The organism is Micromonospora sp. NPDC023966 (assembly GCF_040639095.1).
Lineage (GTDB): Bacteria > Actinomycetota > Actinomycetes > Mycobacteriales > Micromonosporaceae > Micromonospora.
Window position 1 is genome coordinate 36,152 of the sequence record NZ_JBEZZJ010000030.1, and the last position, 19,160, is coordinate 55,311.

Genomic DNA, 19,160 nt, shown 5'->3' on the forward strand with positions numbered 1-19,160 from the left:
ACCTGGGCTTGTGTCTGACCGGGCCGGCGCGGCCCAGCCCCTAGCGTCTGCTTCGAGGCCGCGCCCGGGGCGGGCGCGGCGGAGCTGAAGGAGACACGATGGGTTTCACAGCACTGCCCGACGGGCGAAGAACGGCGGTGACCGTCGCCGGCACCGTGACCGCGCTCGTCGCCGCGATGGCTGCGCCCGCCTGGGCGGCCCCCGGCGTCGACCCGGCCAGCGTGGACCGGTCCGCCGACCCCGGCGCCACCATCGGGATCAGCAAGGTGGTCTCGACGCCGCCGATCCCGCCGAACCCGGACGTGGTGCTGCTGGTCGACACGACCGGCAGCATGGGCCCGGCGATCGCCAACGTCCGCACCAACCTGCAGCAGGTCATCACCAACGTGCGCGGGGCGCAGCCCACCGCACAGTTCGCGGTGGCCTCCTACCGCGACGAGGGCGACGGCGCGGAGCTGTTCCGGGTCCGGCAGAACCTGACCGGCGACGAAACCGCGCTGCAGAACGCGGTTGACGGGCTGGCCGCCGGGGGTGGCGGCGACGTCCCGGAGGCGTGGGTCAACGGGCTGTTCCAGGTCTCCGAGGGGGGCATCGCCTACCGGTCGGGCAGCAGCCGGATCGTGGTCCTGGTCGGCGACGCGCCGAGCCACGACCCGAGCGCCGGGCACAGCCTGGCGCAGGCCACCGCCGCGCTGCAGGCCGACGACGCGCGGGTGCTCGCCGTCGACGTCACCGGCGGGGGCGGCGGACTGGACGCGTCCGGCCAGGCCACCGTCGTGGCCACCGCCACCGGCGGGCAGGTGGTCGGCAGCGCCCCGGACACCGTCACCGCGGCGATCCTGTCCGGGCTGCGGGACCTCGACGTGACCGTCAGCCCGCAGGTGGTCTGCGACCCGGGCCTGTCGGTGGGCTTCGACGCGCCGTCGAAGACCCAGCAGAGCGGCACCGACGTGCCGTTCGCCGAGACCATCACGGTCGCCGGCGACGCCCCGCAGGGCGCCACCCTGCACTGCACGGTGGACTTCCTGCTCAACGGCCTGTCCGGCGGGCCGGCGTTCGTCGAGCACATCGCGGTGACGGTCAACGACGTGACCCCGCCGACCGTGGTCGTGGACGACCGCACCGTGGAGGCCACCAGCCCCGCCGGCGCGGTGATCAACTACCCGGCGAGCGCCACCGACAACGTCGACGGTCCGCTCACCCCGACCTGCGCGCCGCCTCCCGGCAGCACCTTCCCGCTGGGCGCCACCACGGTCACCTGCACCGCCACCGACGCCGCCGGCAACACCGGCAGCGACACCGCGGTGATGCGGGTGGTCGACACCACCGCGCCGGTCACGCAGTGCGTGCCGACCAACAACCCGAGCGGCGACAACACCCCCGGCTCGTACAACCCGGACGGGTTCTACCAGCTGACCGCCACGGACATCGTCGACACGGCGGTCCAGGTCCACATCTCCGACGCCGCCGACCCGTCGGTGCGGTTCGGGCCGTTCCCGGCCGGCACGAAGATCAAGCTGGTGCAGGCGCCGGGCGCGCAGTCCCGGGTCAAGGACGGCACCGGCGACATCGACTACAAGGTGACGCTGCGCGGCGACGCGATCATCACCGGCGTGGACGACTCCGGTAACACCTCGACCGCGACCTGCCTGGTGGCCCCGCCGCCGAAGTGACCCGTCGCGACCGGACGTGCGGGGGTGGCCGTCGCGCCACCCCCGCACCTCGCGGTCAGCGGCCCCGGCTGGGCGAGTCGAACCGGCCGGCGCGGATCTCCCGCAGCGCCCGGCGGCGGATGTCGCCGCGCAGGGCGTCCACGTACAGGCGGCCGTGCAGGTGGTCGGTCTCGTGCTGCAGGGCGCGGGCCAGGAACCCGCTGCCGGCGATGGTCAGCGGCTGGCCGTGCTGGTCGAAGCCGTGCGCCGTGGCGTGCATGGCCCGCTGGGTCGGGAAGTACAGCCCGGGGATGGACAGGCAGCCCTCGTCGTCGTCCTGGCGTTCCTCGGACAGCTCCAGCGTCGGGTTGATCAGGTGGCCGCGGTGCCCGTCGGCGTCGTAGACGAACACCTGCGCATTCACCCCGATCTGCGGGGCCGCCACCCCGGCCCGGCCGGGCGCGCCGAGCAGCGTGTCCATGAGGTCCTGCACGAGCGCGCGCAGCTCGGCGTCGAAACTGGTCACCGGCTCCGACGGGGTGCGCAGCACGGGGTCGCCGATGATCCGGATCGGGCGCATAGTCATGCCCGGAAGGCTATCGGCCCGTTACCCCGGCGGGTGCCGCACCCGCCCGGTCGCGGACCAGGACCTCGATGCCGTCGAGCAGGCGGGCCAGCCCGAACTCGAAGGCCCCGCCCGGGTCCCCGGCGGCCTGGTACTCCTGCCCGGCGGCGGCGCCCACCCGGGCCGCGAGGGGGAACCGGCCCGGGTCGAGCACCTTCTCCAGGTACGGGGCGTGCGCGTGCCACCACTGCTGCTCGGTCATCCCGGTGTGCCGGCTGGCCTGGGCGGCCTCCACGGCGGGACGGGCCGCGCCGTGCACGTAGCCGGTGATCAGGGTGACCACGGCGTCCATCTCCAGGTCGGTCAGGCCGATCCCGTCGACGGCGCGCAGCTCGTACTCGTACTTGGCGATCAGGTTGGGGCCCAGCGGCGGCCGGGTGGTGGCGACCTGCAGCAGCCACGGGTGGCGCAGGTAGAGGGCGAAGTTCTCCCGGGCGATCTGCGCCAGCCGGCCCCGCCAGCCGCCCGGCACCCGATCGGGGCGGGCGGTCTCGCCGTAGACGGTGTCGAGCATGACGTCGAGCAGTTCACCCTTGCCGGGCACGTGGGTGTAGAGGGTCATGGTGCCCACCCCGAGCCGCTCGGCGACCCGCCGCATCGACAGCGCGCCCAGCCCCTCGGCGTCGGCGACCTCGATGGCCGCCCGCACGATCCGCTCCACGGACAACTCGCCGCCCTTGCGGCTGGGCTTGTCCCGGGTACGCCAGAGCAGCGCGAGGCTGCGCGCCGGGTCCCCGGTGCCGCTGTACTCGGTGGCCACCCGCCGACTGTACCGACCCACCTTCTCGCCGGAGGTACGGCAGGCTGCGCGCCTCCGCCGCCGGGCGGGCGCCCGGGTCAGGCCCGCGGGCGGGTGGGCGCCAGGCCGGTGTCGGCGATCCGGTCGCGCAGCGGGCGGCGGCGCAGCGCGGCGAGCACCGCGTACAGCTCGTCGGCCAGGGGTACGGGCAGTTCGGCGTCGAGCCGCTTCATGGCGGTGGTGGTGGCCGCCCACTCGGCCTCGATCAGCGGCAGCAGCGCGTGCGCCCGGTCGGTGAGGGCGACGATGCGCTGCCGGGCGTCCGCGCCGGGGGCGAGGACGACCAGGCCGGCGCGGGCCATCTGCGCGACGGTCTGGCTGGCCGCGGAGTGGGTGACGCCGACCCGGGCGGCCAGGTCACCGATCGCCAGGGGCCCGTCGGCGACCAGCACCCGCACCAGCGGTGAGTAGCGCGGCCGGTAGTCGGCCAGGTCGAGGTGGGCGTAGACGGCGGCGACGTCGCCGTCGAGCATCTCCAGGACGTGGCGAAGCAGGGTGCCGAGGGCCTCGCGGTCGGGGGTGGCGGTCACGTCCGCTAATGTAACAGCGCTGTTGTATCCGGGCCGTGGGAGGGCAAGCCGATGTATCCACCGATTGAGCCGTACGCGCAGGGCCGGCTCGACGTCGGCGACGGCCAGCGGATCCACTGGGAGACCTGCGGCAACCCCGACGGCCGGCCCGCCCTGGTGGTGCACGGCGGCCCCGGCTCCGGCGCCGGCGCCTCCTGGCGGCAGCTGTTCGACCCGGCCGCCTACCGGATCATCCTGTTCGACCAGCGCGGCTGCGGCCGCAGCACCCCGCTGGCCAGCGACCCGGCCACCGACCTGTCGGTCAACACCACCGCCCACCTGCTGGCCGACATGGAACGGCTGCGCGCGCACCTGGGCGTCGACCGGTGGCTGCTCTGCGGCGCCTCCTGGGGCTCGTCGCTGTCCCTGGCCTACGCCCAGCGCCACCCCGACCGGGTCACCGCGCTGGTGCTGTTCAGCGTGGTCGCCAACACCCGCCGCGAGATCGACTGGGTGACCCGGGACATGGGCCGGATCTTCCCCGAGGAGTGGGCCCGGTTCCGCGACGGCGTGCCCGCGGCCGACCGGGACGGCGACCTGTCCGCCGCGTACGCCCGGCTGGTCAACGACCCGGACCCGCAGGTGCGCGACCGGGCCGCCCGGGACTGGTGCGCCTGGGAGGACGTGCACGTCTCCCTGGCCGGCGGCTACCAGCCCAGCCCCCGCTACGCCGACCCGGCGTTCCGGGCCGGCTTCACCCGGCTGGTCACCCACTACTTCAGCAACCTGGGGTTCCTGCCCGACGGGCAGCTGCTGCGCGACGCCGGCAAGCTCGCCGGCATCCCGGGCGTGCTGGTGCAGGGCCGCCTGGACGTCAGCGGCCCGCCGGACATCGCCTGGCAGCTCACCCGGGACTGGCCCGACGCCCGGCTGGAGATCGTCGAGTCCGGCGGCCACGGCAGCGGCCACGGGGTGGGCGAGCGGGTGGTCGCCGCCCTGGACGCCTTCGCCCGCGCCTGACCCCCGGCGGCGGTTCAGCCAGCGGCGAGCAGAGCCCGGACCGGGGCGGCCTTCGCGCCCGCCTCGGCGACCTCGGCGGCCGGGTCGCTGCCCCAGGTGATACCGCCGCCGGCCCACAGGTGCAGCCGTTCGGCGTCGGCCGCGGCGGTGCGGATGGTCAACCCCAGATCGATCCGGCCCGCCCCGACCCAGCCGAGCGCGCCCATGCTCGCGCCGCGGCCCACCGGCTCCAAGGCCGCGATCTCAGCCAGCGCGGCGAGCTTCGGGGCGCCGGTCACCGACCCGCCGGGACAGACCGCGCGCAGCAGGTCGGCCAGGCCCAGCCCGTCGGCGGGCGCCGCGGACACCGTCGACTCGGCCTGCCACAGGTCGCACCACCGGCGTACGGCGAACAGCTCGTCCACCCGCACCGAGCCGGTGCGGGCCACCCGGGCCAGGTCGTTGCGTTCCAGGTCGACGATCATCACGTGCTCGGCGCGTTCCTTGGCCGAGGCGAGCAGCTCCCGCCGGCCGGCCGGGGTGGCCGGACGGGTGCCCTTGATCGGCCGGGTGACCAGGCGGCCGTGTTCGACGGCGACGAGTGTCTCCGGGGAGGCGCAGCCGATCGCCCAGCCCAGCCCGGACAGGGTGCCGCCGTAGCGGGCGCCGGGCAGCGCGGCCAGCCGCGCCAGGGCGAGCAGCGGATCCCCGGCGTACCCGGCGGCGGCGTGGCCGACCAGGTTGACCTGGTAGACGTCGCCGCGCCCGATGGCCCCCCGGACCGCCGTCACGGCCTGCGCGTGCGCGGCGGGAGTCCAGCTGTCCCGCCACGGCCCCAGCCACCAGCCGCCGTCCCGTCCGGCGCCCACATGTGGGGCCGGCCGGTCGGCGTGGCCGTAGACCACCACGACCAGGTCCGGCAGTGCCGGCAGCGGGGTGGGCGCGCCCGCCGCGCCGCCGGCGGCCCGCGCCCCGGCCGCGGCGGACAGGAACAGGGCGGCGCCGCAGGTCCCGTCCGGGTCGTGGACGGCCGGCCGGGCCAGGTCGGCCAGGTCGACGCCGTGCGCGGCCAGGAAATCCTGGGCGAGCGTCGCCGGGTCGCCGCCGTCGGCGAGCCACCATTCCAGCCGGGCCCGTTCCACGAGCCGGTCCCGGCACTCGGGCGGGGCTCCGGGCACGTCGACCCCCATCTTTGGGAGCGCTTCCACGCCGTCCGGTTCGTTCCACCTCATCCGTTCAGCCGATTTCGGGTGAACAAGCCGCATCCTTGCTCGATAGCGCGCACTTACGCTTGGTACTGTGCGTCACTGGTCATGTGAACCATGACACAGTGCCCCCACAGTCCGGAGAACCCGATGTGCCAGCACCTACCCACCTGCCCCTCCGCCGAGGCGACCGATCGCGAAGCCGCACGCGTCATCGCCTGCTTCCCTGAGCAGGGCTGGAGCCTGCTCTGCAACGGTGTCATCGTCTTCGAGGACACCGGTGAGCTGCTCCCCGACGGCAGCACCATCGCCCCGCACCGCGGCCCCGCCCGGCACGCCCTCGTCGCCTGAACGATCACGCTCCGTCAGGGAGCGTACGCGTTGGCCCCACCGGTCGACGCGCCGGCCGGGGCGGCGGCACTGCACCGCCCCGGCGCGCTGCGCCTTCAGTTCTCGAACGCCTCCGGCGCGGGGCACGAGCAGACCAGGTTCCGGTCGCCGTACGCGCCGTCGATCCGCCGCACCGGCGGCCAGTACTTCCCCGCCCGGTCCACCCCGGCCGGGTACGCGCCCACCGACCGCGGGTACGGGTGGGGCCACTCGTCACCGGAGACCATCGCCGCGGTGTGCGGCGCGTTGGCAAGAGGGTTGTCCCCCGCCGGCCACTCCCCCGAGCCGACCTTGTCGATCTCCGCGCGGATGGCGATCATCGCGTCGCAGAACCGGTCCAGCTCGGCCAGGTCCTCGCTCTCGGTCGGCTCCACCATCAGCGTCCCGGCCACCGGGAACGACATCGTCGGCGCGTGGAAGCCGTAGTCGATCAGCCGCTTCGCCACGTCGTCGACGGTGACCCCGGTGGCCTTGGTCAGCGGCCGCAGGTCCAGGATGCACTCGTGCGCCACCAGGCCCTTGTTGCCGGCGTACAGCACCGGGTAGTGGTGGCGCAGCCGCGCCGCCACGTAGTTCGCCGCGAGGACCGCCACGCCGGTGGCCCGGGCCAGCCCCTCGGCGCCCATCATCCGCAGATACGCCCACGGGATCGGCAGGATCCCCGCCGAACCGTGGTTCGCTGCGGAGATCGCCGGCCGGCCGTCGGTGTGCGCGCCGAGCGGGTCGCCGGGCAGGAACGGCGCCAGGTGCGCCCGCACCGCCACCGGACCCACGCCGGGGCCACCGCCGCCGTGCGGGATGCAGAACGTCTTGTGCAGGTTCAGGTGCGACACGTCCGCCCCGAACCGCCCCGGCTTCGCGAAGCCGACCAGGGCGTTGAGGTTCGCCCCGTCGACGTACACCTGCCCGCCGGCGTCGTGCACCTTCGCGCACAGCTGCGCGATGCCCGTCTCGTACACCCCGTGGGTCGACGGGTAGGTCACCATGATCGCGGCCAGCGCGTCCCGGTGCTTGTCGATCTTCGCGTCGAGGTCGACCAGGTCGACGTTGCCGTCGGCGTCGCAGCCGACCACCACCACCCGCATGCCGGCCATCACCGCGGACGCGGCGTTGGTGCCGTGCGCCGACGACGGGATCAGGCACACGTCGCGGTGCCCCTCCCCGCGCTGGCGGTGGTAGGCCCGGATGGCCAGCAGCCCGGCCAGCTCCCCCTGCGACCCGGCGTTGGGCTGCACGCTGACCGCGTCGTAGCCGGTGACCTCGGCCAGCCAGGCCTCCAGCTGGGCGATCAACTCCCGGTAGCCGGCGGTCTGCTCCGCTGGGGCGAACGGGTGCAGGTGCGCGAACTCCGGCCAGGTGACCGGCTCCATCTCGGTGGTGGCGTTCAGCTTCATCGTGCAGGAGCCCAGCGGGATCATGCCCCGGTCCAGGGCGTAGTCGAAGTCCGACAGCCGGCGCAGGTAGCGCAGCATCGCCGTCTCGGAGTGGTGGGTGCGGAACACCGGGTGGGTGAGGAAGTCGCTGCCGCGCCGGAACTCCGCCGGCAGCTCCGCGTCCACCTCGCCGTCGACCTCGGCCACGCCGAACGCCGCCCACACCTCCGCCAGGTGCGCGGCCGTGGTCGTCTCGTCGCAGGAGATGCCGACCCGGTCGGCGTCGACCAGCCGCAGGTTCACGTTCCGCCGCGCGGCGGCGGCCACCACCTCGGCGGCCCGCCCGGGCACGGTCGCGGTGACGGTGTCGAAGAACGCGACGTCCGCGACCTGCACGCCGCCGGCGCGCAGCCCGGCCGCGAGCCGCGCCGCCGCCTCATGGGTACGCCGGGCGATGGCCCGCAGCCCGTCCGGGCCGTGGTAGACGGCGTACATGCCGGCCATCACCGCCAGGAGCACCTGGGCGGTGCAGATGTTGCTGGTCGCCTTCTCCCGCCGGATGTGCTGCTCGCGGGTCTGCAACGCCAGCCGGTACGCCGGGTTGCCGTCGGCGTCCTTGGACACCCCGACGAGCCGGCCGGGCAGCATCCGCTCCAGCCCGGACCGGACGGCCAGGTAGCCGGCGTGCGGGCCGCCGAAGCCCATCGGCACACCGAAGCGCTGGGTGGTGCCGGCGGCGATGTCCGCGCCGATCTCGCCCGGCGGGCGCAGCAGGGTCAGCGCCAGCAGGTCCGCGGCGACCGTCACCAGCGCTCCGACGGCGTGCGCGGCCTCCACCAGCGGCGTGTGGTCACGGACCGCGCCGGACGCGCCCGGGTACTGCAGGTGCAGGCCGAAGAACTCGGCGGGCAGCTCGTCGTGCTCCACGTCGAGCACCCGCACGTCGATGCCGAGCGGCTCCGCGCGGCTGGCGATCACGGCGATGGTCTGCGGCAGGGTGTCGGCGTCGACCACGTACACCGGGCTCCTGCTCTTCGACGCGCGGCGGGCGAGGGTCATCGCCTCGGCCGCGGCGGTGCCCTCGTCGAGCATCGAGGCGTTGGCGGTGGCCAGCCCGGTCAGGTCGGTGACCATGGTCTGGAAGTTCAGCAGCGCCTCCAGCCGGCCCTGGCTGATCTCCGGCTGGTACGGCGTGTACGCGGTGTACCAGGCCGGGTTCTCCAGCACGTTGCGGCGGATCACCGCCGGGGTGTGCGTGCCGTGGTAGCCCAGCCCGATCATCGACACGGCGACGGTGTTGCGGGCGGCCAGCGCGCGCAGCTCGCCGATCGCCTCCCGCTCACTGGCCGGGGCGGGCAGGTCCAGGGTGCCGTGCCAGCGGATCACCTCGGGGATCGCGGCGTCCATCAGCTCGTCGATGGAGCTGTGACCGACGGTCTCCAGCATCCGGCGCTCGTCGTCCGGGCCGGGGCCGATGTGCCGGTCGGCGAACTGCTCTGCGGTCATGCGCTGCGCTCCTTGCGGGGGCGAGGTCGACGGGTCGGCCTCCCCCTGAGTCGCGCTGACGCGCTCCACAGCGCCTGCCCACGTGGTCCTTTTGCCTGAGAGGTTCCGGGGAGAATCTGCCCCTTCGGCGCCGTCCGGGTGGTTCCCGGGCGGTCTCTCCCACGTGGGTGGTACCGGCATGGTCAACGCTACCAGCGACCATGTTTCCGGCTCATGTCGTACCCCGCCCGGGCGTCGGTCACACGGCGGCGGGGACCGGCCCGGCGGCGACCCGGTCGGCCAGGGCGGTCAGCGTCGCGCCCAGCGGCGCGTCGAGGGTGACGGTGGCGTGCCCGTCGCCGCGGGTGGGGCCCTGGTTGACGATGGCCACCGGGATGCCGAGCTTCGCCGCGCGCAGCACGAACCGGCGCCCCGACATGACGGTCAGGGAGGAGCCGAGCACCAGCAGCGCCCGGGCCCGCTCGACGTGGGCGAAACAGTCGGCGACCCGGGGCGCGGGCACCGTCTCGCCGAAGAACACCACGTCGGGTTTGAGCATGCCGGCGCCGCAGATACCGCAGTCGACGGTGCGGAACCGGGCCACCGCCTCGTCGGGCAGGTCCACGTCGCCGTCGGGGTTGACGTGCGCGACGTGCGCGTCGAAACCGGGGTTGGCCTCGGTCAGCCGCCGGTCCAACTCGTCGCGGGAGGTCGGGTTGCCGCAGTCCAGGCAGGTCACCTCGTCGAGGCGGCCGTGCAACTCGATCACGCCGGTGGCGCCGGCGGCGGTGTGCAGGCCGTCGACGTTCTGGGTGATGATGCCGCCGAGCAGGCCGGCGCGTTGCAGCCGGGCCACCGCCCGGTGCCCGTCGTTGGGGGCGGCCCGGGCGATCATCCGCCAGCCCAGGTGGCTGCGCGCCCAGTAGCGCCGCCGCGCGTCCGGGTCGCGGGTGAACGCCTGGTAGGTCATCGGAGTGTGTCGGCGGGCCGCGCCGCTGGGCCCCCGGTAGTCCGGGATGCCCGACTCGGTGGACAGGCCGGCGCCGCTGAGCACCACCACGTCCCCGGCGCCCACCAGCCGGGTCAACGCGTCGAACGTCTCGGTCACCCGTCCATGCTGCCTCGCCCGCCGCCGCACGGCGAGCACCACCCCCGCCGCCGCGAGTGACGTTCCCGGCTCCCGTTCCGGCCGGGATCCGCCCGGTCAGGGGCCGCGGGGCTAGGTTGAGGGCATGCGCGTCGTCATCGCCGGGGGCCACGGGAAGATCGCCAAGCTGCTGGAGCGGGAACTCGCCGGGCGCGGCGACACGGCCGTCGGGTTGATCCGCAACCCCGAGCACGCCGCCGCGCTGCGCGCCGCCGGCGCCGAACCGGTCGTCTGCGACCTGGAGCACACCGACGTCGACACCGTCGCCGGGCACCTGTCCGGCGCCGACGCGGTGGTCTTCGCCGCCGGGGCGGGCCCGGGCAGCGGCGCGGCCCGCAAGGACACCGTCGACCGGGCCGCGGCCGTGCTGCTCGCCGACGCCGCGCAACGCGCCGGGGTCCGCCGCTACCTGCTGGTCTCCTCGATGGGCGTGGACCGGCCCCCGAGGGCCGGCACCGACGAGGTGTGGGCGGCGTACCTGCGGGCGAAGAAGGCCGCCGAGGACGACGTCACCGGACGGGACCTCGACGTGACCGTGCTGCGGCCCGGCCGGCTCACCGACGACGCACCGGTCGGCCGGATCACCCTGGCCCGGCACGTCGAGCCCGGTGCGGTGACCCGCGCCGACGTGGCCCGGGTCCTGCTCGCCCTGCTGTCCGCCCCGGCCGCCGTCGGGCTCACCCTGGAACTGGTCGGCGGGGACACCCCGATCGGTGAGGCGGTCCGCGCCGCCGCCGGCTGACCGTCAACCGGCGGCCGCCCAGCTCGCCTCGTCCCGCACCCCCCACCGCCACAGCGCGGCCAGGACCGGACGCAGCGACTCCCCGCGCGGGGTCAGCGCGTACGCGACCCGGGGCGGCACGCCCCGCTGCTCGTCGCGGCGCACGATGTCGTAGTCGGCGAGCAGCCGCAGCCGCTCGGTGAGCACCTTCGCGGTCACCGGACCCAGCCCGGCGCGCAGCTGCGTGAACCGTTTCGGGCCGTCCAGCAACTCGCGGATGATCATCGCGTTCCATCGGCCACCCACGATGTCCAGGGTCCGCGACAGCGGGCAGTCGCCCGCGACGAGTTCCGGCGACCGCCAGTCCATGGCGTCCACTCCCGCCCCCCGTGGTTACTTGAAGGAAACCCACCCTCCGGTGCCAGCCTGACCGTCCCGACCGTCAGGAGGCAAGCATGCGCACCCCCGCCGTCACCGTCACCGCCCTCGGCGGACCGACCGTCCTGCTCGAGGTCGCCGGAGTCCGGCTGCTCACCGACCCCACCTTCGACCCGCCCGGCACCCGCTATCCGCTGCCCGGCGCCACGCTCACCAAGCGGCGCGGTCCGGCGCTGCCGGCCGCGGCGCTCGGCGCGGTCGACGCGGTGCTGCTCAGCCACGACCAGCACCCCGACAACCTCGACCGGGCGGGCCGGGCGCTGCTCGCCGACGCCCCGGCCGTGCTCACCACCCCGGCGGCGGCCGGCCGGCTCGGCGGCGCCGCCGTCGGCCTGCCGCCCGGCGCGCACGTCGAGGTCGCCGGCCGGGTCACCGTCACCGCCACCCGGGCGGCGCACGGTCCCGGCCCCCTCGGCGCCGCGCTGGGCGAGGTGACCGGCTTCCTGCTCCGCCCGTCCTCACCCGCCGGAGCCGCGCGCCCACCGGCCGTGTGGGTCAGCGGCGACACCGTCGACCTGGACACCGCCGCCGAGGTGGCGGCCGACGGCCCCATCGGTCTGGCCGTCCTGCACGCCGGCGCCGCCCGGCTCGCCGCATTCGGGCCGGCCACCCTCTCCTTCACCGCCGAACAGGCCGTGCGGGCCGCCCGCCTGCTCGGCGACTGCCCGGTCGTGGTCGTCCACGACGACGGGTGGAGCCACTTCACCGAGGGACCCGCCGACGTGGCTGCCGCGTTCGCCCGCCACGGCCTGGCGCACCGGCTGCTCGGCGCGGCGCCCGGCCGACCGGTCACCGTCGCGCCGACCGGCTGACGCCCGCCGGTGACGGTCCGACCCACCGGGCCACCCGGGGGGCCGGACCGTCGCTCAGCGCTGGTGGCGGGGCAGCGCCACCTGCGGCTGCCCACCGCCGACCGGCCGCACCTCCCGGGCGATCCGCTCCATCGTCCGCGACAGCTGCTCGCTGCCGTCGTCGAGGTGCCGCGCCGCGGCCTGCATGTGCGAGATCATCATCTCGCCGAAGATCCGCAGCGCCTCCCGGGTGGCCACCGAGTCGTCGAAGTTCACCCCGGCGTTGCTGCGGTACTCCGTCACCGCGCGCTCGGCCTCCTGCTTCGCCTCCTCCGCCGCGGCCTGCATGTAGCTCTCGTACTGCATCCGGGCGTACTCGGCCACGCGGCGGGCGTAGTCGTGGGCCTGCGCGATGATCTGCTCGGCCTCCCGCTGCGCCGCCGACAGCAGGTTCACCTCCTTCGCCGCGGGCACCGCCGCCGCGTTGTCGGCGCTCGGGATCACCCCGTGCCGGTGCAGCTCCAGGTGGTCGTTGAGCCGCTCGTTCTCCGCCCGCAGGTTCGCCAGCTGGGTGGCCAGCAGGTCCAGCTCGTCGGCCACCTGCACCCGGAAGCGGTCCACGTCGGTGTGGTCGTAGCCGCGGCGGGTGAACGACGCCGACCCGAACTCCCACCGGCGGACCCGGTCGGCGGTGAGGCGCACCTGCACCCCACCGGTCACCTGACCCTCGTACCTGCTGATCGGGGTCGCGCTCACCGGACACCTCCGGAATCGTCAGGGGCGGTCGCCGTCCGCAAGGCCGGCCCGTACCAGTGCTTGCCGAAACCCTCGTGGTGCAGCTGACCCGGCTGGTAGCCGGCCCCGGTCAGCGCGGCCACCGAATGGCTCACCATCTCGTCGGAGCCGCACACGTACACGTGCCGGGACCGCCAGTCACCGTCGGCCAGGACCTGGTCCGCCACCTGCACGAACTCACCCGGCCGGCGCGGGTCCGACGCCGGCACGTACGTCACCCGCAGCCACGGGTACGAGGCGGCGAACTTGTCGATCGCCTCGCTGTCGTAGAACTCCAACCGGGACCGGGCCCCCACGTACAGGTCCACCCGGCGGTCCACACCCTCCGCCGCGACCTGCTCCAGCAGGGACTTCACCGGCGCCCAGCCGGTGCCACCGGCCAACAGCAGCAGATCCGAGGACCCGGCCGACCACAACGTCAACCGGTCGCCCACCGGCGCGGCCAGGTGGAGCTGGTCGCCCACCGCGCATCCGTACACCAGCCGCGACGACACCGCACCACCCGGCGCGGCCCGCACGTGCAACTCCAGCGTCCCGTCCGGGCGGGGAGCGTTCGCCGGGGAGTAGTAGCGCCACGACCGCACCGCCGGGTGCGAAACCCCGATCGACTGACCCGGCGTGAACGGCAGCAGGTACTGCGGGCGCACCGTCAGCACCGCCACGTCGAACGTGCGCCGCTCGTGGCCGAGGATCTCGGCCACCCACCACGGCGGGGACTTCGTCTCCGCCGCCTGCGCCGAGTCCATCATCACCTGCGCGACCAGCCCGTACGCGGCCGCCCAGTCGGCGGCCAGCTCGTCGGTCCACGCCTCGCCGGAGAAGTGCCGCAGCGTCGCCAGCAGCGCCTCACCGACCGCCGGATAGTGCTCGGCGCGCACCGCGAACTTGCGGTGGTCCGCGCCGAGGTCCTGGAGGAACCCGACCAGCCGGTCCACCTGGTCCACGTGGGACACGATGTGCCCCAGCGCGTTCACCAGGCGGTCCCGCTGCCCGGCCATGTTCGTGGGGAACATCTGCCGGGTCTCCGGGTGCGCCAAAAACAGCGTCGAGTAGAAGTAGAGCGGCACCTGGTCGCCGTGCGCGGCGACCAGGGACCAGCTCTGCTTGAGCCGTGCCGCGTCCACGCTCAGGCGTTCCCCACTGAGACAACCTGGTCCTTGACCTGGCCCAGCACGACGTGCACGTCGGCGATCACATCGCCCGGCACGCCCAGCTCCGACAGCGTCGCGATCAGGTGCTCACCGACCTTCGCGTAGTGCGCCGCCGGGATGTTCAGCGGCTGGTGCGCCTCGGCCAGGCCGCGACCGGCGTACTCGTTCGGGCCGCCGAGCACCACCGCGAGCATCAGCGCCAGGTGCCGCCGCTGCTCGGGCATGTTCACCGCGGTGAAGTAACCGGCCAGGTCCGGGTCGGCCAGCACCTTGTCGTAGAACAGCTCCACCGCGGCCTTCACCGCGGCCGCGCCCCCGATGCGCTCGTAGTGCGAGATCGGGGTGGTCTCTTCGGTCACCGTCATGGTGGTTCCTTCCGGGAGGGGTCACGCGGGTAGCGCCGCGGAGGGGGCAACCGGCAGCCCGCACGCGTCGCACCGGCTCCACCGAACGGCCACGCGCAAGCGACCGTGTCGGACCATAGCGTGCCCGCCGAAACGCTTCAGCCCTGCCCTATCCGATTCCCGACAACCGTCGATCACGGACAGTCAACCGACCCGCCCGAACCCTCGCGTCCCGCGACCACACCGCCACGCTGCGTGCCAAACCACACCCGCGGGAGTCCACTTCGGACACCGGGCGGCCGACGACTCACCGAGGGCGTTTGCGCACGTCACAGCCGCTCTCCCGGCCGGAGGAAACGGTCCCGTGGGCCGGCTGCCACCCGATCTGTCGACCGACACGCCCCGTGATCAAAAAAGGGACCGCGCCGTACCCGTTTTGGGCGTGGCGCGGACCCCTAAAGCGACCGGGCCCGTCAGCCCGCCCGACGGCGCGCCCGCCGCGCCGCCAACTCGTCACCCACCGACTCCGAATCCGGCTCCGCCGGCGGGACGGCCGGCTCCGGCTGCCCACCCACCGGCTCCGCCGGCAGCTGCGACAGCGAACCCTGGATCTCCTTGAACGCCCCACCGATCGCGATGCCGAACACCCCCTGGCCGCCCTGCAACAGGTCCACGACCTCCTCCGGCGACCGGCACTCGTACACCGTCGTCCCGTCCGAGATCAACGTGATGCCCGCCAGGTCCTCCACCCCACGCGACCGCAGCGCGTCGATGGCCTTCCGGATGTTCTGCAACGACACCCCGGCGTCCAACAGCCGCTTCACGACCTTCAACACCACCAGGTCGCGGAAGGAGTACAACCGGGACGTCCCCGACCCGGACGCGTCCCGCACGCTCGGCACCACCAGACCCGTCCGGGCCCAGTAGTCCAACTGCCGGTAACTGATGCCCACCGCGTGACACGCGGTCACACCCCGATAGCCCACCTCACCGTCAACGACCGGATCAGGCTGCTGCTCCGTACTCGCACCAGGATCTCGCGGCTCGTGCATCCGGACAACCTCCCCGCCCGTGCGGTGACACGTCGTCTCCCCGTACGTGCACCCCTCGACACCGCAACCCTAGCGCCGGCACCCGACGTCACCCCGCAGGAGACACCGCGACACGCCGCACCGCCACCCGGAAGATCACCGACGGCGGCCAGCCGTCACCCACCGTGACAACCGCCGCCGCGTCACCACCGGCCCACCGGCCGGGCACCTCAGCCCGCGAAGTCCTCCGGACGCACCTGCTCCAGGAACTCCCGGAACTTCTCCACCTCGTCCTCCTGCTCGTCCGGGATCACGATCCCCGCCTCGGAGAGGACCTGCTCGGCACAACGAATCGGCGCACCGACCCGCAACGCCAACGCGATGGAATCGCTCGGCCGCGCCGACACCCGAACGCCGTCACCGATCAACAGATCGGCGTAGAAGACGTTCTCCTTCAACTCGGTGATCTCCACCGCCCGCAACGGCGCCTGCAGCGCCGCCAGCACGTCCCGCAGCAGATCATGCGTCAACGGCCGCGCCGGCTTGACCCCCTGCTGCTCGTAGGCGATCGCCGTCGCCTCGACCGCGCCGATCCAGATCGGCAGATAGCGGTCCCCCTCGACCTCCCGCAGCAGGACGATCGGCTGGTTGCTGGGCAGCTCCACCCGAACTCCGACCACGCTCAGCTCGCGCACCGCCGCCTCCGTGTCGTTGTCACCTACGCCCGCACCGCGCCCTTCCCTGCACGGTACACGGACCGCGACACGGGAGTCCCATGCGCTACGTGCACCACGCCTCACCGGAAAGGGTTACCCCGGCAAGCCTACGACACGCTTCCCGGCGCAGATCTTTCCGAGCCCCACCCACGGCGAAGGCCGGGCGCCCCCACGACACCCGGCCCGAACCAACCTCACCGACCCAACGTCGACCGCAGCCCCACCCGCACCAACGCCGCGTGCAACTGCTGCGACAACGCCAGCAACTCCCGCGCCGTCTCCGCCGCACGGGCCCGCGCCGCCGGATCCGACTGCCGCGCCAACGGCGCCACCAACTGCGCGAACAGACCGACCTCCCGATCCGCCGCCGTCCGGTACGCCCGCAGGTGCCGCGGCTCCAACCCGTACGCCGCCAGCCCCGCCACCGCCCGCGCGATGATCAACGCATCCGCGTCGTACCAACCCGGCGGATCCGGCACCAGCACACCGAGCCGCTCCAACTCGGCCAACGTCGACTCGTCGATCCCGCTCCGCGAGATCAGCTCCGCCCGGCCCAGCCGCACCTCCGGCGACTCGGCGGACTCCGCCACCTCCCGACCCGGCACCTCACCACCGGGACCGACCGCCACCAGGTTCGGCCGCTGCCGACCCGACGCCGCACCCGACGAGTCCCACTCCGCCAACTGGTCCCGGATCACCCGCAACGGCAGGTACTGATCCCGCTGCGCGGTCAACACGAACCGCAACCGCGCCACGTCGTCCCAGCTGTACTTCCGGTACCCCGCCGGCGTCCGCTCCGGCTCCACCAGGCCCTCGGCCTCCAGGAACCGCAACTTCGAGATCGTGACGTCCGGAAACTCCACCCGCAACTGCGCCAGCACCTCGCCGATGCTCATCAGCGGAGTCCCCCGCGCCTCCCCGGGCGACGTCGAAGCCGCAGGCCCATTCACCCCCGGCCGGCCTCCTCCTCCGGACGCGGACCGGCGATGAACACCACCCGGAACTTACCGATCTGCACCTCATCACCGTTGCTCAGCGTCGCCGCCTCGACCCGCTCCCGGTTCACGTAGGTGCCGTTCAGGCTGCCCACGTCCCGCACCGTGAACGTGCCACCGTCCCGGTGGAACTCGGCGTGCCGCCGCGACACCGTCACGTCGTCGAGGAAGATGTCACTGTCCGGGTGCCGGCCGCTCGTCGTCACGTCGTGGTCCAACAGGAACCGGGCGCCCGCGTTCGGACCCCGGCGAACCACCAGCAGCGCCATACCCGGCGGCAACGAACCGGACATCCGGCTCGGCACCACATCGGTGTCCGGGCCCTCCAGCACTTCGTCGAGCGAACCGAGATTGAGCGTCGAAGTGACGTCGAGCGGGGGGAACTCGTCGTCTGGGCGCGTCATGGGGACCACCTCACGGATCTGTTCGGTCGGCGTCGGGTAATGGCGGGTCTGGCCGCCGGGCCGAAACACACCCGGCGGCTGGCTCCCCGTGCCCGGGAAGGCGCATTCCGCAACGCTCAAACTATTGGGTCTCGGTCAACTGGGCGAGCCTAGCCAGCGCCGAAAAACAGGGCAACCGGACGCGCGGAGCCTACCCCGCCGCCCGGAACACACGAACTCAGCTCTCAGTGAGCTCGCGGTACGCACCAGCGGTCAACAAACCCTCGACCGCCGACGGATCATCCGGAGTGATCTCCACCAGCCACCCCGCACCGTACGGATCCGTGTTGATCACCTCAGGGGTGTCGGCCAACGCGTCGTTGCGCGCCGCCACCGTGCCGCTCAACGGCGCGTAGATCTCCGACACGCTCTTCGTCGACTCGATCTCACCCAGCGACTCACCCGCCGCCACCACCGCGCCCTCGTCCGGCAACTGGACGAACACGATGTCACCCAGGGCATCCTGCGCGAAGTGCGTGATACCGACCCGGACGGCACCGCCGTCCCCACCAGCCACCCACTCGTGCTCGGCGGTGTACCGCAGATCCTCAGGAATCACCAGCTGCGTCCTTCGTCATCGGTGCACCGGGGGGAAAACCGGCGCGGCCGCGACCGGTCAGGAAACCGGCCGGGCGTGTTCCAGCTTGATCGGCGCGTGCAGCTGCGAAACCTCCACAGCCTCACTGTCCACCGGCGTCACGTTACCGCCGGCCTCCTCCACCGATGCGACCACCCCGCCGGGAATGTTCAACGCCGTACGCAGCGTCGCCGGATCACCGATCACCGAGATCACGTACGGGCCGGTCAACCGCCGCCCGTCCACCACCAGGCCACCACCCGGCGCGTCCACGAAATACGTCGACGCGATGATCCGCACCGCCGTCCCGCCCGCACCCGCGATCTGCATCGCCTCCGCGCCCGCGCCCCGCAGCTCCTGCACCGCGTCCAGGATCCGCGCCGACGAGATCGCCTTGTCCGGCCCCTCGAACCGCACCGACAGGCCCGGCCCCACCGCCGGCAACGTGCCCGCCAGGATGCCCAGCTCGTCCGCCCGCCGCGTCGCCTCCTCCAGCGCCGCCTGCCGACCCTGCTCACCCGAACGCAGCTGCCGCTGGCTCTCCTCCAGCGCCTCGATGTCCTGCCGCAGCCGCCGCTCCCGCGAATCCAGATCCGACGAGATCCGGACCAGGTCCTCCTCCCGCGTCGCGGCCAGCGTCGGATCCGCCGACGTCGTCTTCAGCTGCACCACCAGCGTGAACCCCAGCAACGCCAGCAACACCGCGATCATCGCGCCCGCCGACGTCAACCGCCGCGACACCGGCACCGGCTTCGCCTCCGCCGCGGACGCCCCGGGCTCCTCAGCCGGCGACGGCACGCCCTCCTGCTCCGCCGGCTCCTCCGGCCCGGCCGGCGCCAACGGGCTCAACTCGTCCGGATCGGGCGCGTCCGGGCGCGGATCCGGCTCACCGGCCGGACCCGACGGCCGCGCCGGCTCCGCCGGCTGCGGCCAACCCGTGCCCGTCTCCCTGTGTTCCTCGCTCATCGCCACAA

Annotated in this window: 21 protein-coding genes and 1 riboswitch; of the genes, 5 read left to right on the plus strand and 16 right to left on the minus strand. The window is 73.7% G+C overall.

Annotation, left to right across the window (positions count from 1 at the left end; all coding sequences use genetic code 11):
- Positions 1 to 98 precede the first annotated feature (98 nt).
- On the plus strand, positions 99 to 1,673 hold the full coding sequence (locus AB0F68_RS27575) for a VWA domain-containing protein (protein ID WP_357343415.1): 1,575 nt from the start codon (positions 99 to 101) through the stop codon (positions 1,671 to 1,673).
- Positions 1,674 to 1,728: 55 nt separating this feature from the next.
- Here the strand turns inward: AB0F68_RS27575 and def are convergent, their stop codons facing one another.
- The 3 genes from def to AB0F68_RS27590 all read right to left on the minus strand — a co-directional run bounded on the left by def (position 1,729) and on the right by AB0F68_RS27590 (position 3,606).
- Entirely contained in the window at positions 1,729 to 2,238 is a 510-nt protein-coding gene (gene def, locus AB0F68_RS27580) for a peptide deformylase (protein WP_357343417.1), read from the minus strand.
- A 10-nt stretch (positions 2,239 to 2,248) separates the two neighbouring features.
- The gene (locus AB0F68_RS27585) at positions 2,249 to 3,037 is read right to left on the minus strand and encodes a TetR/AcrR family transcriptional regulator (protein WP_357343419.1); all 789 of its coding nucleotides are present in this window, start codon (positions 3,035 to 3,037) and stop codon (positions 2,249 to 2,251) included.
- A 77-nt stretch (positions 3,038 to 3,114) separates the two neighbouring features.
- Positions 3,115 to 3,606: a MarR family transcriptional regulator gene (locus AB0F68_RS27590; RefSeq protein WP_357343421.1), complete on the minus strand. Its 492-nt coding sequence runs from the start codon at positions 3,604 to 3,606 to the stop codon at positions 3,115 to 3,117.
- Positions 3,607 to 3,657: 51 nt separating this feature from the next.
- Here AB0F68_RS27590 and pip point away from each other — a divergent pair, with 51 nt between their 5' ends.
- Positions 3,658 to 4,605 carry a prolyl aminopeptidase gene (gene pip, locus AB0F68_RS27595; RefSeq protein WP_357343423.1) on the plus strand — a complete coding sequence of 316 codons (948 nt, stop codon included), beginning with the start codon at positions 3,658 to 3,660 and terminating at the stop codon, positions 4,603 to 4,605.
- Between the two features lie 14 nt (positions 4,606 to 4,619).
- Here the strand turns inward: pip and AB0F68_RS27600 are convergent, their stop codons facing one another.
- Positions 4,620 to 5,816 (minus strand): chorismate-binding protein, encoded by a 1,197-nt coding sequence (locus tag AB0F68_RS27600; protein ID WP_357343425.1) that lies wholly within the window; start codon positions 5,814 to 5,816, stop codon positions 4,620 to 4,622.
- Positions 5,817 to 5,939: 123 nt separating this feature from the next.
- On the opposite strand from AB0F68_RS27600, the gene AB0F68_RS27605 reads away from it, so the two are divergent.
- A complete protein-coding gene (locus tag AB0F68_RS27605) occupies positions 5,940 to 6,140 on the plus strand; it encodes a DUF5999 family protein (RefSeq protein ID WP_091258044.1) in 201 nt (66 codons plus the stop codon).
- Between the two features lie 95 nt (positions 6,141 to 6,235).
- Here the strand turns inward: AB0F68_RS27605 and gcvP are convergent, their stop codons facing one another.
- Together gcvP and AB0F68_RS27615 are read right to left on the minus strand one after the other, a co-directional pair.
- Positions 6,236 to 9,058 (minus strand): aminomethyl-transferring glycine dehydrogenase, encoded by a 2,823-nt coding sequence (gcvP, locus tag AB0F68_RS27610; RefSeq protein ID WP_357343427.1) that lies wholly within the window; start codon positions 9,056 to 9,058, stop codon positions 6,236 to 6,238.
- A 73-nt stretch (positions 9,059 to 9,131) separates the two neighbouring features.
- Positions 9,132 to 9,230, minus strand: a riboswitch (glycine riboswitch).
- Positions 9,231 to 9,296: 66 nt separating this feature from the next.
- Complete coding sequence (locus AB0F68_RS27615) at positions 9,297 to 10,145, minus strand: NAD-dependent protein deacetylase (protein WP_357343429.1); 849 nt, start codon at positions 10,143 to 10,145, stop codon at positions 9,297 to 9,299.
- Positions 10,146 to 10,269: 124 nt separating this feature from the next.
- Between AB0F68_RS27615 and AB0F68_RS27620 the strand changes: the two genes are divergently transcribed.
- Positions 10,270 to 10,926, plus strand: coding sequence for an NAD(P)H-binding protein (locus AB0F68_RS27620; RefSeq protein WP_357343430.1), 657 nt, complete (start codon positions 10,270 to 10,272; stop codon positions 10,924 to 10,926).
- A 3-nt stretch (positions 10,927 to 10,929) separates the two neighbouring features.
- Here AB0F68_RS27620 and AB0F68_RS27625 read toward each other — a convergent pair whose 3' ends face one another.
- A complete protein-coding gene (locus AB0F68_RS27625) occupies positions 10,930 to 11,274 on the minus strand; it encodes a helix-turn-helix domain-containing protein (protein WP_357343432.1) in 345 nt (114 codons plus the stop codon).
- Between the two features lie 86 nt (positions 11,275 to 11,360).
- Between AB0F68_RS27625 and AB0F68_RS27630 the strand changes: the two genes are divergently transcribed.
- Entirely contained in the window at positions 11,361 to 12,155 is a 795-nt protein-coding gene (locus AB0F68_RS27630) for an MBL fold metallo-hydrolase (RefSeq protein WP_357343434.1), read from the plus strand.
- A gap of 54 nt (positions 12,156 to 12,209) precedes the next feature.
- Here AB0F68_RS27630 and AB0F68_RS27635 read toward each other — a convergent pair whose 3' ends face one another.
- The 9 genes from AB0F68_RS27635 to AB0F68_RS27675 form a co-directional block, all read right to left on the minus strand.
- Positions 12,210 to 12,890, minus strand: coding sequence for a cell division protein DivIVA (locus tag AB0F68_RS27635; protein ID WP_357343436.1), 681 nt, complete (start codon positions 12,888 to 12,890; stop codon positions 12,210 to 12,212).
- Positions 12,887 to 14,053 carry a globin domain-containing protein gene (locus AB0F68_RS27640; RefSeq protein ID WP_357343438.1) on the minus strand — a complete coding sequence of 389 codons (1,167 nt, stop codon included), beginning with the start codon at positions 14,051 to 14,053 and terminating at the stop codon, positions 12,887 to 12,889. Before AB0F68_RS27640 ends, AB0F68_RS27635 begins: the two co-directional genes overlap by 4 nt.
- A gap of 2 nt (positions 14,054 to 14,055) precedes the next feature.
- Positions 14,056 to 14,445, minus strand: coding sequence for a group 1 truncated hemoglobin (locus AB0F68_RS27645; protein ID WP_357343440.1), 390 nt, complete (start codon positions 14,443 to 14,445; stop codon positions 14,056 to 14,058).
- Positions 14,446 to 14,897: 452 nt separating this feature from the next.
- Complete coding sequence (locus AB0F68_RS27650; RefSeq protein ID WP_357343442.1) at positions 14,898 to 15,476, minus strand: MerR family transcriptional regulator; 579 nt, start codon at positions 15,474 to 15,476, stop codon at positions 14,898 to 14,900.
- A 209-nt stretch (positions 15,477 to 15,685) separates the two neighbouring features.
- Positions 15,686 to 16,150 carry a bifunctional nuclease family protein gene (locus AB0F68_RS27655; RefSeq protein ID WP_073833177.1) on the minus strand — a complete coding sequence of 155 codons (465 nt, stop codon included), beginning with the start codon at positions 16,148 to 16,150 and terminating at the stop codon, positions 15,686 to 15,688.
- 215 nt (positions 16,151 to 16,365) lie between these two features.
- On the minus strand, positions 16,366 to 17,067 hold the full coding sequence (locus tag AB0F68_RS27660; protein WP_357343444.1) for a MerR family transcriptional regulator: 702 nt from the start codon (positions 17,065 to 17,067) through the stop codon (positions 16,366 to 16,368).
- Positions 17,068 to 17,117: 50 nt separating this feature from the next.
- Positions 17,118 to 17,570, minus strand: coding sequence for an FHA domain-containing protein (locus AB0F68_RS27665; RefSeq protein ID WP_007071101.1), 453 nt, complete (start codon positions 17,568 to 17,570; stop codon positions 17,118 to 17,120).
- A gap of 217 nt (positions 17,571 to 17,787) precedes the next feature.
- Positions 17,788 to 18,168: a glycine cleavage system protein GcvH gene (gene gcvH, locus AB0F68_RS27670; RefSeq protein WP_357343446.1), complete on the minus strand. Its 381-nt coding sequence runs from the start codon at positions 18,166 to 18,168 to the stop codon at positions 17,788 to 17,790.
- 57 nt (positions 18,169 to 18,225) lie between these two features.
- Positions 18,226 to 19,152, minus strand: coding sequence for a DUF881 domain-containing protein (locus AB0F68_RS27675; RefSeq protein WP_357343448.1), 927 nt, complete (start codon positions 19,150 to 19,152; stop codon positions 18,226 to 18,228).
- Between the last annotated feature and the right edge of the window lie 8 nt (positions 19,153 to 19,160).

What these genes read in the sequence shown, in the direction of transcription:
- AB0F68_RS27575 (WP_357343415.1), top strand. Translation starts at nt 99, where the DNA reads ATGGGTTTCACAGCACTGCCCGACGGGCGAAGAACGGCGGTGACCGTC.
- def (WP_357343417.1), bottom strand. Translation starts at nt 2,238, where the DNA reads ATGACTATGCGCCCGATCCGGATCATCGGCGACCCCGTGCTGCGCACC.
- pip (WP_357343423.1), top strand. Translation starts at nt 3,658, where the DNA reads ATGTATCCACCGATTGAGCCGTACGCGCAGGGCCGGCTCGACGTCGGC.
- AB0F68_RS27600 (WP_357343425.1), bottom strand. Translation starts at nt 5,816, where the DNA reads ATGAGGTGGAACGAACCGGACGGCGTGGAAGCGCTCCCAAAGATGGGG.
- AB0F68_RS27605 (WP_091258044.1), top strand. Translation starts at nt 5,940, where the DNA reads ATGTGCCAGCACCTACCCACCTGCCCCTCCGCCGAGGCGACCGATCGC.
- gcvP (WP_357343427.1), bottom strand. Translation starts at nt 9,058, where the DNA reads ATGACCGCAGAGCAGTTCGCCGACCGGCACATCGGCCCCGGCCCGGAC.
- AB0F68_RS27620 (WP_357343430.1), top strand. Translation starts at nt 10,270, where the DNA reads ATGCGCGTCGTCATCGCCGGGGGCCACGGGAAGATCGCCAAGCTGCTG.
- AB0F68_RS27625 (WP_357343432.1), bottom strand. Translation starts at nt 11,274, where the DNA reads ATGGACTGGCGGTCGCCGGAACTCGTCGCGGGCGACTGCCCGCTGTCG.
- AB0F68_RS27630 (WP_357343434.1), top strand. Translation starts at nt 11,361, where the DNA reads ATGCGCACCCCCGCCGTCACCGTCACCGCCCTCGGCGGACCGACCGTC.
- AB0F68_RS27645 (WP_357343440.1), bottom strand. Translation starts at nt 14,445, where the DNA reads ATGACGGTGACCGAAGAGACCACCCCGATCTCGCACTACGAGCGCATC.
- AB0F68_RS27650 (WP_357343442.1), bottom strand. Translation starts at nt 15,476, where the DNA reads ATGCACGAGCCGCGAGATCCTGGTGCGAGTACGGAGCAGCAGCCTGAT.
- AB0F68_RS27660 (WP_357343444.1), bottom strand. Translation starts at nt 17,067, where the DNA reads ATGAGCATCGGCGAGGTGCTGGCGCAGTTGCGGGTGGAGTTTCCGGAC.
- AB0F68_RS27665 (WP_007071101.1), bottom strand. Translation starts at nt 17,570, where the DNA reads ATGACGCGCCCAGACGACGAGTTCCCCCCGCTCGACGTCACTTCGACG.
- AB0F68_RS27675 (WP_357343448.1), bottom strand. Translation starts at nt 19,152, where the DNA reads ATGAGCGAGGAACACAGGGAGACGGGCACGGGTTGGCCGCAGCCGGCG.